This is a genomic window from Vibrio agarivorans (assembly GCF_030409635.1).
In the GTDB taxonomy this organism is placed as follows: Bacteria; Pseudomonadota; Gammaproteobacteria; order Enterobacterales; family Vibrionaceae; genus Vibrio; species Vibrio agarivorans.
This window is the reverse complement of record NZ_JAUFQF010000001.1, coordinates 1,225,645-1,240,632: the sequence shown is the minus strand read 5'-3', so window position 1 is coordinate 1,240,632 and position 14,988 is coordinate 1,225,645. Positions and strand designations below refer to the sequence as shown.

Below are 14,988 nucleotides of genomic sequence, written 5' to 3'. Positions count from 1 at the left end.
ACGTGACAAAGTTAGCGTTTGTAGCCCGCGCATTACTCATACAAGTGATCTGGATCTTACTTCTTTTTGCTTTGGGAATTGTCTTATAGACGATACTAGATAAGGAACGCTTGCCTGCTTTGGAAGCCAAGTAATCATACCGTTGAAAATGAAATGGCGTTTTGATTAGGTTGATTAAATACTACAAATTACTGCTTAAACGGGATGCCTAAAAGGGTTTTAAACGTTAATTGATGAAGCCGGTGGGAAGTAGAAGTGATGTGAGTGTTGGTTTTACACTGAGTAAGAGAAAACGGCTCTAAAGCCGTTTGCTCAATTTCAAACAAGGTTACTCACAATGTTCATTGATTTTTGCGCCTGAAGGAATCGCTTCATTTTCGCAATCTGATGACAACCTTTGAACAGAGTGGTCAACGCCATTAGTTTCTGTATAGCGATCGACATTGCCATCACGCTCAAGTTGCTCAAGAGCATGCTGATGCTCTGCTTGTCTCATCGCTGCTTGTTGCGGACCATCTGCTGCAGAAACGTGTGCATCTTCCTGAATAATATCCGTCGAGACATTACTGGTATTAGCAAATGCTGCTCCGCTAATGAGTGAAGTGGTTAACACGCTAAATGCGACGGTTTTTGTGATAGTGATTTTTTTCATGATCTTGCTCTTTAGAGGTTGTGTGATTCGTAATCGGTATAATTTGTGAGCAAAACAATATTACGAACAACTGAGCGAGCGTTAATCGGTCTTGATGGATTTCATCCAGCAAACGAAAAGCAGAGATCGAAAATAAAAAAAAAGCGCTCACACGGCCTGTATCGTGTGAGCGCAGCAGGTATGGGTTGCTGAGTTGGGGGATGTCAGCAAAATTTATAGTTGTTTTAAAATTCATGGCTAAAACAGTCTTGGAAACCAAGTTACTGTTGCTTGCTAATAACAAGCTCAGCCAAATTGTTTGTTAAGCAAAGGGGGAGTTTGCTCAACGGGTCGATACATCCTAAGCGGAAGCACCTAACCAGACCCTGTCGATGTTATGAACAATCCACTAGGTCAAATAAGTGAGGCAAGGGAACGACAGCACCGCTCACCTCGTAACAGTGTGTACATCATAATGTATGACAAATAAAAATAAAGTAAAATTTCAATTTTTTTTGACTAGTGCACATTTCTTGAACTTTTATCAGATGACGGACAGAGGGTGCATTTAAGTAAATTCTTGTTTTTTATGGGTATTATTATGGATTTATAGTGTTTGTCATTTTTATGCTTGTAACAGGATGTGTAAACTTAGATTTGGCTCACAGAACATTATTTGGTCTTTATTATTATTTTGTACGACTAATAATAAAATCATTAGGACAAAAAATGACCCATCCCGCTCGAGCCTCAGGCCGCTCTAGTCTAGTTAATGCGGTATTTCTCAATACTCAAGCTTATATCGAAGACGGACTGTTCCTTTGAGCAAGTTCAGGAACAAGAGCGAATGATAAAACACAATCGAAGTTTTACTCACAGCACAAGCAAGTGATGCGATGAGCGCAGCTTAACTTAATGTCGACCGGCATCGTCTGACATGCTCATAGTTCACTATCACTAGTCTCTTATCGAGGCTTTCACTAAAAATTAGAATAGGAGTTCTAGCCGAAATGGAAATCTTAAGGCTGGGATTTAAATCCAAAATTATTGTTGCCGCGATGGTAACAACCGCTTTGTCTTTACTTGTTGTTGGTATGCTGTCTCAAAGCCAGTTAAGCCACCAGGTCAATCATCGTATTCTCGGTGAAATCAATCACTCGCTTAGTAATGAAGTGAAAGAGCTTGAACAAACTGTACAGAGAACGATTGAAACCGTTAATGCTCTCGCAGACCATTATGTGTCCAGCCCCAAAGACACGATTGCAACGGAAAAGTTAGCACTCTTAGCCTCTGAGTTTGGTGGTATAGATAAGGTTGTCTTCGGTTTTGATGATGGCAACTCATTTACCTCAAGGCCTTCGGAGTCTTTCCCGAATGGCGTCGGAATAAAAAGTAAATACGACCCAAGGACGCGACCTTGGTACCAAGACGCGAGACAAACGCGTGGCCTTTCACTCAGTGATGTCTTCTTTACTAAAAGTGATCAAACTCCAATGATTGGTGTTATGTACTCCTTTGCTGATGGCGTGATCATGGCGGATATTCGATTTTCTGATGTCCATGAAAAGCTTTTGGACCTTGAGACGATTAGCAATGCTAGAGCAGTAGTGGCAGATGATCGCGGCGTGGTGATAGCCTCGACCATAGAGAGTATTCAGCCTCAGTCACAGTTAGCGGATTCATCTCTTCAAATGGGTGTCCTGCAATCTGGTGAGTTTTTGCATCAAACAGTCGATGGCCATGATTCACTTGTGACCTCAATGCCCGTGTTGTTAGGGAGCCAGGCAACTTGGCAGATGATTGTCGTGGTAGATGAGGTTTTGGCGCTATCTGAACTCGACAAAGCGAATCAAAATGCTCTGCTGATGATCATGACAGCGTTAATACTAGCATCGCTAGCGGTAGCGTTTATCCTCGACCGTATCTATCAGCCAATCAAATCTCTTAAGATTTTGATTAATGGATTATCGGCGGGCAGTGGTGATTTAACTCAGCGTTTAGAGGTGAAAGGAAAAGATGACTTGGCAGATATTGCCAACGGAATAAACCAGTTCATCGATGGTCTGCAACAGATGCTGCGTCAAGTGAACCAGTCCTCACGTTCGCTTGATAGCAAAACACAAAGTATCGAGAGCAGTTGTAAAGACACCAATCGAGTATTAAATATCCACACCAGTGAAACGACTCAGATCGTGACAGCTATCGATGAGCTATCTCAGTCGTCTATCGTGGTAGAGAAGCATACAGATTCGGCCGCCGGAGCTGCGCAATCTGCTCAACAACTGAGTGATCAAGCCAAACACGTGCATGAACTCGCGCAAGAAAACATCATCGAATTAGAAAATCAAGTTCAGGTGACATTCGACAATATCAATGAGATGGCGAATGAAACAAATGCCATTCAGTCGATAGTGACAGTGATCGGGAGTATTGCAGAGCAAACCAATTTGTTAGCACTTAATGCTTCGATTGAAGCGGCAAGAGCAGGGGAGCATGGCCGAGGGTTTGCCGTGGTTGCTGATGAGGTGAGGGCACTGGCAAGTCGAACTCAGGTTAGCACTGCAGAAATAGAATCGGCATTGGCCAAGTTAATGGAGCAGTCTGGTGGGTTGGTTCAGTCGATTGACAAGACCAAAACGTATTGTGCAAGTACCAGAGACGAAGTTGACCGAGCAGTCGGTATGCTGTCAACACTCGACACTCAAATTGAAACGATCAGTCAATTCAATGGAGAGATTTCTAATTCGGCGGCAGAACAAAACACAGTGATTCAAAGTATCAATGTCAATATCCATAAGATCAACGATCTCGTGATTGAGTTGAATGCGAAAAGTGAGCAGCAAGTTGATGAGTCTGAAGAGGTGTTAAAACTGAACAGAAGCGTTAACGAGCAGATAGGCCAGTTCAGCATCTAGCCATTGAACTCAACCTATCGTAGTGACCATACCAAAAGGCTTTTCTTGGATCCTGCCACTTGCTGGTTCAAGGAAAGCCTAAAAATTCCCCCGCAAATAGAGCTCACTCGCCCCTGGCTGCAGGTTACAGCCATCAACTTTATTTGATTTACTAAAAAATCCCCACAAGCCTTGTGACACGGATGTTGCGTGGTTTATTGCTGGTTTGATCGTCTTAGTTTTGCTGTATGTTAATAAATAATATCTAAGTATTAAAAACAGACCTAAGTTCCATTGTTAATTTTGTGATAGCTCACAAATCTGACTTAAGTGAAAGTTGCTCATGGGCAAATTTTCCAAGATAAATTTGATTTTTATCAGTAGTTTAATTTTTAAATGAGAGTGAATATCATCTTCTTTATCCAGTAGCACGTAATTTATATTGAGCTCCATCACAGTTCTAAACCGATATTTCATTAAACTATTTGTCATACATTAACACATACAAGTATCACCTAAGGTTTGAACATGAACAAACTATCTAAAGTATCTGTTGCAGTGGCAACTCTTTTAGCAACGACAGCGGTATCAGCGGCATCACTTGACGTTCGTCATGAGTTTAAAAGCCACACTGATCAGCACGCTACTCGTGTAAAGCTGGGAGACAGCATCGGTAACTTTTTAGTCGACATCGAAGCTAAGTTCAAAGGCGAAGATGGCAAATTCATGGAAGATTTGAAAAACAACGGCTGGGAGCTGGGCCTTAACTACCGTCATAAGCTAAACGACAACTGGACAATGACTTACGGTATGCCAATTGAAGCTCGTGAAGGTGGTATTACATACAAACCACAAGTACGTGCGACTTACTCATTTGATAGCATTGACGGCCTAAGCCTGAGTGCACGTTACCGTTATGACATGCGTCAAAACACGTCTAAAACAGTAATCGTAGAGGGCGAAGATGGTCCAGAACTAGGCACAGAAAACGTATCTAATCAGCGTCGTCACCGTATTACCGGTAACGTAAACTACGCTATGGATGCATGGCGCTTTGGTTTCGAAGCAAACTGGTACAAAGCCGATGGTTACGATATCTACGATAACGACGACACAAACTATGAGCTAAATACTTCTGTTCGTTATGTGATGGGCCAATGGGCACCTTACGTTGAATTTGGTGACGTAAGCACATCTTCAGAGAAGTCAACTCGCGAACTACGTAGCCGTGTAGGTCTAACTTACAGCTTCTAATAAAAAGAAACCGTCCATATTTCTTTTAGCTCTCACCTCGGTGGGAGCTTTTTTGTATCTTAAGTAATTTGCGTGCTAAACAATTGCGCTTTGACTACCTATTGCTTCACTTCTTCTTTGAGATATTCGCTCAGACGACCGACAAGACTCGCGAGTAGAGTGCTGAATTGATGAAGGGGCTGAAAAAGACAAACGCGATTGCAAACAGGAAGCCCGTTCGATTTGAAACTAATTGATTTACTGCATAAAAAATGAGGCAGGTAACGGATGTTATCTGCCTCATTCTACTTTTAGAGATACAAATAGCCTTTAAAGATACAAACAGCTTTAAAAGCGCAAATTTGTGATTAGTGGTTTACATCCAGCTTGTAGAAAGTTGCTTGAACATAGTCGTCAGCATCACCAGTACGGTTTTGGTTGTAGACACCCGCCTTGAAATACATCCACTGATCCGCTTCTTCATAACCTGAGTTTTGCATATCGACTTTTTGAACCACGTCAGGTTTACCATCACGCATAACCGTTACTGTCATATCAGCGCCTTCGATCTCAATTTTGTATGAGAACTTCTCACCTAGTGCGATACCATCATCAAATGACTCAGGAACATCTTTTGCGCTTTGACGCCAGTAGTTTGGTTTGCTTGGGCCGATCATCGGGAAGATGATGTCATCACCACGGTTGGGCTCGTGAGAGATCCAAAGTGATCCGGTGGTGTGGTTCGGAAGTTTTCGGTAGTAGATCTTGACTGGCTCGTCTTTTGGAGCATGAATTTGACCAATAATTACACGGCCTTGCTGCCAGATTTCGCCCGTTGTCGTAACATGATCTACAGAAAGTGTCGCTTCTAACGTACCATCAACTCCAGCAGCAAGTTTGTGAGACTCTTCTGATACATTATTGCTAAACACCCAGTTGTTGCCGTTTACACCACGAGTACTGATGCTTTCATCACCACAACGCATCATCTCACGTAGCTCTGAACGAATGTACTTAGTGTTTTCTGATGTACGCACACCTGCTACTGGTGAGCGGAATACAACCCCATCACCTGCTTCGTTTACATAAAAATACTCATCATGGTTTGCACCATTCACAATCTCTTGTTCAGAAAATTCAGTTGGTTTATCACCACCAGTGAGTGACACCGGAAGTGTCACCTTCCAGCAAGATAAGTCTAATACGTCAGCAGGGATTTTATCCGCAGCATGGGCACCGAAAGAGAGGGAAGTAATAACAGCAGTAGCAAGTAATTTAGCTTTCATTATATGACCTTATATTTACATGTCTTGTCTTACAATACGATTAGATAAGATGCACATTACAGAATAAGTCGCTTAAAAAACTAGGATTTGGTCTAAGAAAAGCAATTTATACACGATCTAAATCACAAATAAGATGAATAGTGGTTTTCTATTGAGTTTTCTTTAGCGCTTCTGATAATACAAAATGACATGAGTGACCAGAATAAGTAGAAAAAGTTCAACAAATGTCACACTTCTAACACTAAGTAAAGTAATGTAAATTGCCATAATTAATAATAAATATTATATATAACAATTACTTATGTCGTCATGTGATTTAGATCTCCTTATATAAACCTTACTTTTAGTGATATTTATCACAGATATTAACGGGCTACAGCATTAATATAATTGTCATACATTAACACAACGGACGTTATATAAGGTTTGAATATGAACAAACTATCTAAAGCCTCTATCGCAGTGGCATCCCTACTTGCTACCACTCTTGTTTCAGCAGCATCTCTGGATTTTCGTGAAGAATACAAGCATGGCGGTGAAGAGCGTGCTGGTCGAATTAAAATCAGTGCTGGTGTTGGTAATCACTATTTTGGTGTTGAAGCAAAACACTCTGGTGAGCTTGACGAACTTGAGCGCGCAGATAATGAATTTGAATACGGCTACAATTGGAACATTGACAAGCAATGGCGTATTCAAACAGCCATGCCAGTGACATTTGGTAGCAACGGTCGTACAACATATAAACCTCAAGTACGTGTTCAATACAAATTCGAAAACGGTATCACAACTAAATTCCGTTACCGTCATGAGCTACGTAATGTTGCCGATGGTGAGAACCTGAACCGTAGTAAAGTGACAGGTAACATCGACTACAACTGGAATGCTTGGCAATTTGGTTTTGAAGCAAACTACGCAGAAGACTTTTTTGCTGAAAAATGGAACAATGGCGAGCACGAATGGGATTACAACTTCAAAATTGGTTACAAAGAAAAAGATTGGAGCTGGCGTCCATACATTGAACTAGGTAACGTTCAATGTAACAGTGCATGTGAAAAAGCAGGCGAAGATAGCAGCCGCCAACTACGTAGCCGTGTAGGTATCACTTACAGCTTCTAAGTCTAATATAGACATTCCCTGTCGATAAAAAGCTCCCTATATTTATATAGGGAGCTTTTTAGTTTGTGCCCATTTCCTAATTTTTCCTCACTAGTTTGTTGTTTTTAAATAACACAAACTGCTGTATCTCTCTTGGTTTCCTTTATTCAAAATACACACCAAAATATGAAAGATAGTCACTAAAACCTGCGATAAATCGATCTAAATCCCGAATTTTGACCAATTCAATTCTCTAGCGTGATCAATAGCGAAAACTGCCAATTACGAGATTGAGAGATTCCTTGTCGTACAATATGTTTAGTATGTAGCGACAAACAAGGAACCGTTATGAGAGACATTCAAGCCATCGCCATTGATGCAGTGGAGCTTGTGAAACCTTCTATCGAACGTTTATTCGAGCGCACCAATCGTCAAGAACTGCATATCGTGGTGATGAACCCGCATTTAAAACCTTGGGAATCTTCTTTTGAAGACGCCATTCTCTATCAAACCTCGTTAGGTGATCCTGACTCATGGACTATTCCTTTTGATCATCTAGCACAGAAAAAAGCAGCACAAGCGTGGCGTGAGTCAACGAGTAATGTGCAGCTGCAACAGATTCACCCAAGCTCACTTCGCGAAGAGGACGTGCTTTTTTATGGCTCGTTCGTTTACGGCAACATCGTGGTTGCTTGCAGCGGAGTTCAACAATGGTACGACATGTTGATCAGTAGTTGGATTGCCTTGGCTATCGAGCAGCTGATGATGCACGAATACCAAACACAAAAAATAGAAAACCCTACACAAACATACCGATAACTATCTAATTCAAAAGGTCTACATTATGAGTAAATTACTAAAATCTCTCATGGTTGCCGCAGGCATTCTCGCTTCAGCAACAACCTTCGCTGCAGATTACCCGACTAAGAATATTCGCCTAGTGGTGCCATTTGGTGCAGGTGGTGGTACGGATGCGGTTGGCCGTACATTAGCTAACAGCGCGAAAGATGTGCTGGGGCAGAACATCTCAATTGTTAACCGCACTGGTGGTGCAGGTGCAGTAGGTATGAGTTTTGGTGCGCAGCAGCGTGCAGATGGTTATACCTTGACAGTTGTGACACGTGAGATTGCATCGCTGCCACAAATGGGCTTGATGCGTCACACAGCAGACGATTTCAAACTGATTCGACTGGTTAACCTTGACCCAGCAGTGGTATTGGTATCGAAAGATAGCCCTTACAACACGATTAATGACTTAATCAAAGACGCGAAAGAGAACCCTGGCAGCGTGAAGTTTGCATCAACGGCTGCGCCAAACTTTTACTTGATGTCTCTTGAAAAAGACCAAGACATCAAAATGAACGCGATCCCATACAACGGCGCATCTGAAGCGATCCCAGCAGTACTGGGCAAGCACACTGATGTGACTATGGTGACTCCGGGCGAGGCGATTGCTCAGTTGCGTTCTGGCCAGCTTAAAGCGCTAGGCGTCATGTCTGAAGAGCGTATCGAGTACATCCCTGATGTTCCGACGCTGAAAGAGCAAGGCATTGATGTGGTAACGGGTACATGGCGTGGTATCGGCGCACCGAAAGATACGCCAGATGAGATCATCGAAGTTTTAGGCAACGCATTTGATGAAGCAATGGCTTCTGCTGAATTCAAAGAGTTCATGCAAAAAGGTGCGATGACGATTCATAACCTTGACGCACAATCGTTCACAGATTTTGTTGAGCAAGACACGAAATCTCTCGCAACGTTGATTAAATAATTATTGATTACCGCGGCACCGAAAGGTGCCGCACTGCTTTTCCCTTTGTACCATTTGTAGTTTTTGAGGTAAGTCTATGGTCAATCGAAATGTCGTGTTTCCATCTATCGTTATTCTCTTTGCCGGCATCGCGTTATGGCTGATTTCTCAGTTCGACAGTCCTATGTATCAAGACGCGAGTGTCGATGCGAGTTTTTTCCCAACGTTAATCGTGGTGATGCAAATTGTGATTTGTATTGCACTACTTGTTCAACAGAAATTAAAAGGAATCGATAAAGCGGATGGGCCGCTTATTACCAAAATGTCTCTGTTTGGTATCGGTTATCTTATTACTTATGCGGTAGCAATTAACTTTCTTGGCTATCTATATGCCAGTCTCATTGCCTTTGTCGCTTATCTGATTTTCTTTAAAGTGAAAAAGCCACTGTATTACGCTATTGGGCTTGGTTTTGTTTTCACTGTGTATTACCTGTTTGGTCAGGTGTTCTATATCGCTCTACCTGAAGCAAGCTGGATGTAGGAGGCTATCATGTTTGAGTATTTAATTGATGGTTTGGGCACCGCAATGAGCCCGGCTGTATTACCGGTACTGGTGTTTGGTGTCTTGGGCGGAATTATTTTAGGTGCATTACCCGGTCTAACAGCGACTATGGGGGTGGCGATACTATTGCCGTTTACCTTTGGTATGGAGCCAACCTCTGCGCTTGTGATGCTGATTGGTGTCTATATCGGTGGTATCTACGGTGGTTCAATTGCCGCAATTCTACTAAAAACCCCGGGCACTCCCGCGTCCGCAGCCACTGTGCTTGATGGTCATACGATGGCGACAAAGGGGCAGGCGGCACGTGCGCTGAGTATCTCTGCAGTAGCTTCTTTCATCGGTGGCTTGATCAGTACCATTGTATTGATCGCGATTGCGCCAAAGCTGGCAACCTTTGCTCTACGCTTCAATGCGCCGGAATATTTCGCTCTGGCTCTTTTTGGTCTAACTATTATTGCCAGTGTCTCTTCTAAGAATATTCTAAAAGGTCTTTTAGCGGGTACGATTGGTTTGCTAGTTGCAACGGTAGGTTTAGACCCAATCAGTAGTGTGCCGCGCTTCACTTTTGGCGTGATGGATCTGTATAGCGGTATCAACGTAATTCCCGTATTGATCGGTTTGTTTGCGCTATCAGAAGCATTGAACCAACTAGAGAAACTGCATAAAGAGAAACAAGTCAAAGCGACCAAGTTTGACCATAAATTGCTGAGCAAATCAGACATCAAAGAGATGTTACCTACCGCAGTAAAAAGTGGTGCGATGGGTACAGCAATCGGTTCTGTACCGGGGGCGGGTGCTGATATCTCCGCGTTTGTTTGTTACAACGAAGCGAAACGTTCGTCTAAGAACCCAGATGAGTTTGGTAAAGGCTCTGTGCGAGGCTTGGCAGCTGCTGAGGCGGGTAACAATGGCGTAACGGGTGGTTCTTTGGTTCCATTATTAACATTGGGTGTGCCGGGTGATGCAACGGCAGCAGTACTGCTTGGTGCATTGATTGTCCAAGGTCTGACTCCGGGCCCTCTGCTGTTCACGCAAAACCCAGATATCGTTTACGGTGTTTTTAGCTCGATGCTGGTAGCAAACCTGCTGATGTTAGTGGTTGGCCTTGTCGGTATTCGCTTCTTCTGCCGCATTATCGAAGTGCCGAAACTGATAATGATCCCGGTGATCATCTTCTTATCCGTTGTCGGTGCTTATGCGATCAACAACTCGATCTTTGATGTGGGTGTTGCGATTTCATTTGGTCTACTTGGATTCTTCTTAACCAAGATGGAGATCCCGTCATCACCAATCTTACTCGCAATTATCTTAGGCCCAATGGCTGAAACGAACTTGCGTAAGTCTTTGTTGATGTATGATGGTAGCTGGTCTTTCTTGTATGAGCGTCCAATAGCGTTAGCATTCGTGTTGTTAGCGATTTTCTCTGTGTACTCAACTTTGCGTATGAAAAAGAAGCAAAGTTTGACTGAAAAGCACAGCTAATGGGTTGAACTGCTCTAAATAAAAAGCTCGGGGATTGATTGTTCCCGAGCTTTTTTGGTTTTTTGAGTGGATTAAAAATAGTTAGTGGCTGAGCTTGTAGAGTGTGCCTATATGCAATGAGTTATCCGGTTTCAAGCGTTTAATGATCGCTAGAAGTAACTCCGCGGTTGAAACAGCATCGGCAAGGGCATTGTGGGTCTGATACTCAGGCAGGCCATAACGTGCTCTTGCCCCGGATAAAGTGATATCAATATCTGCATCTTGGTTGATGGCTTTCGCCAAGCTCTTCTCGAGATGCATGGTATCAACCCACAATAGAGGAAACTCACTAATGTGGTATTGGGAGGCCAGATAGCGGTTGAGAAAGCTCTCTTCCACCACACAGCCATGTGCCACGACAATTTTGCCCGCTGCTGCTTTAAAGAATGTCATCATCGCATCATGAATCGACACACCTTCAGAGAGCATTTGCGGCGTGATGTGATTGATCACCGCCGTTTCTGGTTTGATTTGCGAATCACTATTGATATAGAGGTGCTGAGTGGTGGCAAGGTCAATTTTGTTGTTGTGCATCTCAACCCACCCCATCGAAAGAATTAGATCCGAATCGCTATCTAGGCCTGTCGTTTCGAAATCTAAGATAATGAAAGGCTGATCAGCAACAAGGTCATTGACCTCTGGAACAGAAGCTTGGATGTTGTCCATAAAGGACGCTGGAATATGACCAGCGTCTAAGAAGGCTTCACGCTTGCGGCGCAGTTGTTCTAGGGGGTGAAAATAGCGCAATATTGACTTCATTAACGAACTCCAAAGCGAACTTTCGCAGCCTCTTGCAGATCGGCGATGATACGGAAAGCATCTTTTAAGTGCCCACGTTCAAAGCTACCAAAACTGTCTGGGTTGATGTTGTTATCGGCTTCACCACCTGTTTTGAGCGCTTCTAATTGGTGATTAAAGCGAACAGATAAGATGAACTGATATGCCCCGATAATATTGCGATAAGAGTCTTCACTTAATGCTCCTTTTTCAAAAGCATGCTTGAAGCGCTCGTCCGTAGCAGAGACTTCACATTCGGATGCAAGGCCATAGATACGTGCCAAATCGATAATAAGGTTGATCGCATAGCGCTTGATATTGAGTGTCTTTTTGTTCTCACCCGATTTCTCGAGTACTAACTTGTTGAAGATACCGAGTGGTGGACTCGTTGTGACCGAGTCATTGACCAACATTGCTAAGAACTCACGGTTTTCACGGATATTACGGTGCAGTTCATCACGTAATATGGTTTCAAACTCACTGTTGCCGTAAATTGAACGAATCTCTAAGAAAACACTGATATTCAACAGTCGTTCATACTCAGGGTTCGCTACCCATTTTTTGTAGTAGTGTTTCCATACACTGAGTGGCTGACACCATTTTGGCGTCGCCGCCATGTATTTACCTGGGCACAATGGGTATCCACAACTTGCAAGGCCATTGGAAACCATCATCGCTAAATGACTGAAGTAGATGCGGTCACTTTCAGTGGCATCGTCAGCCAAAACAATCGCACTGTCTTGGTCAGATAGCATATGAACTTCGTTACGAGCATGAGAGCCTGCTACTAGCCATGCAAAATCACAAGGTGGTGGACCCAGCTTATCAATAGCGATCTGGATGAGACGACGCGTATACGCATCCATGATCATCGTCATTACTTTACCGACCACTTCAGGCGACACGCGTCCTTCAACCAACGCCTCAAAAATTGCCTGACGTTCAGATGAGAAAGAAGCCAACGACTTTACGCTACCTGCATACTTAATCTTTTCAATTAGGAAGATGGCTTGTACACGGTGGTTCTGTACTAGGTGGCTGGTGGTTAATAGACCCACAACCTTATTGTCTTTGACCATCGGTAAGTTGCGGATGTTGAACTGCATCATCATCGAGGCAGCATGCATCACTAAGTCGTCCGGTTTAACCGTAAGAGGGGAGTGAGTCATCACATCTACAATTGGGCTGTCAATGCTGGTACGCTGAGCAATTACACGCTTGGTCATATCCCGGTCGGTAATCAAGCCGACAATTTCATCGTTCTCATAGATCACTGCACAAGGCGAGCGCTGAACGAGCATCTCGTTAGCCACTGATTGAATCGATTGATCGGATGTCACTACCGCGACGCGTCCGCTTGCCACTTCATCGACACGACGAATGAACAGACCTTTCTCTTTGTTCGACCAAACCACATCAAGGGCAGACTTTAGGCGAACCTGAGCTTGAGAAGCGAAGTGCTCAGCACATTCAGGGTGTGTCTTAAATAGCTTTTGCAGAGCGGTATGAGGAACAATGTACACCAACGAATTCTCTATCGCAGTTGCATGGTATTCTTCATTGTTATCAATGTCTTGAGCTAAAAATGTAAATCCGAAGAGATCCTCTGGGCCAAGTCGAGCACGCAGCACACCATCCGCTTTACGTTGCTCCATTGAACCAGTACGAATGACATAAAGCGACTTCTTCTTACCTTCACAACCTAGCTCGATAGTTTCCCCTTTAGCTAAATAAGTGATCTCTATCTCTGAAGAGAGCTCACGTAGGGCACTTTTGGGTACTTTGTCGAAAGGGTCTATCTGACTAATGAACTGAATAATGTTGGGAAGAAGGGAATCATTCATAATGTGAGCTCAATTTAATTTGTAATATTATATATCTTATATAGCTGTGCTTTTTATGTACATGAAAAGTTATTAAAACAGAGACCTCGCTCTTTTAGCTTAGCTTGAATACAAAAAAGCACGCTATTAAGCGTGCTTTTATCAATCAACTTGTGTAACTAAAGCGATTAACTTGCTTCAGGTAAACGGTGTTTGTGTGCAATTAGATGCTGTGCAGAGGCGCTGCGTGCTTTATCGGCATTACCTGCCATGATCGCATCATAAATTTGACGGTGTTCGTTGATACATGTGTTGCCCTCTTCAGAAGAGTGCGCAATGAAGTTAACGAACATCGTGGTTAGGATGTTACCAAACGGGAGGTAGAAGTCATTGCCTGTCGCGTTGAAGATCAAGCTGTGGAACTGAGTGTCCACTTCCATCCAGCGTTGTTGGTCGAACGTTTCAGCTTCGGCGATCTCTACCATGCGTTGGAATGTTTCTGACAGTTCAATGCGTTGCTCCGCGGTTGCGTGCGAAGCTGCCAGAGCACAAGCTTCCGGCTCAATAGCACGACGCAGGCCCAAGAATTGGAAACAGAACTGATCAGGATCGGTTAAACCGTCCATCCACTCAATTAACTGTGGATCAAGGAAGTTCCAGTAAGCACGGTGAATAACACGTGTTCCCACTTTAGGGCGAGATTCAAGTAAACCTTTCGAGGTCAAAAGCTTGACTGCTTCACGTAAAGCCGTGCGGCTGATACCAAATTGTTCGCAAAGCGCCATCTCACCTGGGAGAATAGAGCCTTCTGGTAGTTCTCCTGACAAAATGCCACGTGCGATTTCACGAGCAACTTGAACATGGAGGCTGCGTTTAGAACCAGAAATAGAGTTAAATGCGCTTGCCATAACTTATTCTTACTTCGATTTAGTGATTTATGTATTATTTAATGAAAGTATAACACTAGCTATGTAGTGCACCAATAAATATAAAGCTTGAACGCATGGTAAACTAATTTTGTGTGACGTAACGAATGTAATGAGTAGTACTTTTGATTTATAAATCATCAATTGATTCAATATCTAAGTGATAATAAATGTCATTATCGTGACGGAAATAAAAAAATGTGATTTTCTGTCGACCAATATCCACACAGCTCCTATGGACAAAGATGATCGAGTTCACAGTCTAGGAGGTTAGAACCCTTCGAAATAGTGAAATTCATCCACTTCTGAGACAAACAGACTTGCATAACATAGATCATATTGTATTATTTATTTTGTAAGTGATAGTCATAGCGAAAAATTATCGTTGATGAATGTCTAAGGCGTTCGGTCAATATATCGATAATAAGCGTTCGCCCTTAGGCCAGCATCGTCTGGCTTTTTGTGATCTTTCCTATTTTAAACAATGGGA

The 14,988-nt window shown here is 43.0% G+C and carries 12 protein-coding genes; 7 read left to right on the top strand and 5 right to left on the bottom strand.

Annotated elements, in window-relative coordinates; genetic code table 11:
• Positions 1-328: 328 nt before the first annotated feature.
• Positions 329-652 carry a hypothetical protein gene (locus QWZ05_RS05440; RefSeq protein ID WP_290297051.1) on the bottom strand — a complete coding sequence of 108 codons (324 nt, stop codon included), beginning with the start codon at positions 650-652 and terminating at the stop codon, positions 329-331.
• A 989-nt stretch (positions 653-1,641) separates the two neighbouring features.
• Here QWZ05_RS05440 and QWZ05_RS05435 point away from each other — a divergent pair.
• Positions 1,642-3,546, top strand: a complete 1,905-nt coding sequence (locus QWZ05_RS05435; protein WP_290297049.1) for a methyl-accepting chemotaxis protein — start codon at positions 1,642-1,644, stop codon at positions 3,544-3,546.
• 507 nt (positions 3,547-4,053) lie between these two features.
• A complete protein-coding gene (locus QWZ05_RS05430; protein WP_264876812.1) occupies positions 4,054-4,779 on the top strand; it encodes an oligogalacturonate-specific porin KdgM family protein in 726 nt (241 codons plus the stop codon).
• 347 nt (positions 4,780-5,126) lie between these two features.
• Here the strand turns inward: QWZ05_RS05430 and QWZ05_RS05425 are convergent, their stop codons facing one another.
• Positions 5,127-6,044, bottom strand: a complete 918-nt coding sequence (locus tag QWZ05_RS05425) for a polysaccharide lyase family 7 protein (RefSeq protein WP_290297046.1) — start codon at positions 6,042-6,044, stop codon at positions 5,127-5,129.
• Between the two features lie 432 nt (positions 6,045-6,476).
• Here QWZ05_RS05425 and QWZ05_RS05420 point away from each other — a divergent pair, with 432 nt between their 5' ends.
• The 5 genes from QWZ05_RS05420 to QWZ05_RS05400 all read left to right on the top strand — a co-directional run bounded on the left by QWZ05_RS05420 (position 6,477) and on the right by QWZ05_RS05400 (position 10,933).
• On the top strand, positions 6,477-7,160 hold the full coding sequence (locus QWZ05_RS05420; RefSeq protein ID WP_264876810.1) for an oligogalacturonate-specific porin KdgM family protein: 684 nt from the start codon (positions 6,477-6,479) through the stop codon (positions 7,158-7,160).
• Positions 7,161-7,487: 327 nt separating this feature from the next.
• Entirely contained in the window at positions 7,488-7,958 is a 471-nt protein-coding gene (locus QWZ05_RS05415) for a hypothetical protein (protein WP_289963697.1), read from the top strand.
• A gap of 25 nt (positions 7,959-7,983) precedes the next feature.
• Positions 7,984-8,910: a tripartite tricarboxylate transporter substrate binding protein gene (locus QWZ05_RS05410; protein WP_264876808.1), complete on the top strand. Its 927-nt coding sequence runs from the start codon at positions 7,984-7,986 to the stop codon at positions 8,908-8,910.
• Between the two features lie 76 nt (positions 8,911-8,986).
• Positions 8,987-9,430, top strand: a complete 444-nt coding sequence (locus QWZ05_RS05405; protein ID WP_264876807.1) for a tripartite tricarboxylate transporter TctB family protein — start codon at positions 8,987-8,989, stop codon at positions 9,428-9,430.
• 9 nt (positions 9,431-9,439) lie between these two features.
• The gene (locus QWZ05_RS05400; protein WP_264876806.1) at positions 9,440-10,933 is read left to right on the top strand and encodes a tripartite tricarboxylate transporter permease; all 1,494 of its coding nucleotides are present in this window, start codon (positions 9,440-9,442) and stop codon (positions 10,931-10,933) included.
• Between the two features lie 81 nt (positions 10,934-11,014).
• Here QWZ05_RS05400 and QWZ05_RS05395 read toward each other — a convergent pair whose 3' ends face one another.
• From QWZ05_RS05395 to QWZ05_RS05385, 3 genes are all read right to left on the bottom strand, one after another.
• Positions 11,015-11,731 (bottom strand): 3'-5' exonuclease, encoded by a 717-nt coding sequence (locus QWZ05_RS05395; RefSeq protein WP_264876805.1) that lies wholly within the window; start codon positions 11,729-11,731, stop codon positions 11,015-11,017.
• Positions 11,731-13,593: a DUF294 nucleotidyltransferase-like domain-containing protein gene (locus tag QWZ05_RS05390; protein WP_290297038.1), complete on the bottom strand. Its 1,863-nt coding sequence runs from the start codon at positions 13,591-13,593 to the stop codon at positions 11,731-11,733. Before QWZ05_RS05390 ends, QWZ05_RS05395 begins: the two co-directional genes overlap by 1 nt.
• 167 nt (positions 13,594-13,760) lie before the next feature.
• Positions 13,761-14,480: a FadR/GntR family transcriptional regulator gene (locus QWZ05_RS05385; RefSeq protein WP_290297037.1), complete on the bottom strand. Its 720-nt coding sequence runs from the start codon at positions 14,478-14,480 to the stop codon at positions 13,761-13,763.
• Positions 14,481-14,988: the final 508 nt, after the last annotated feature.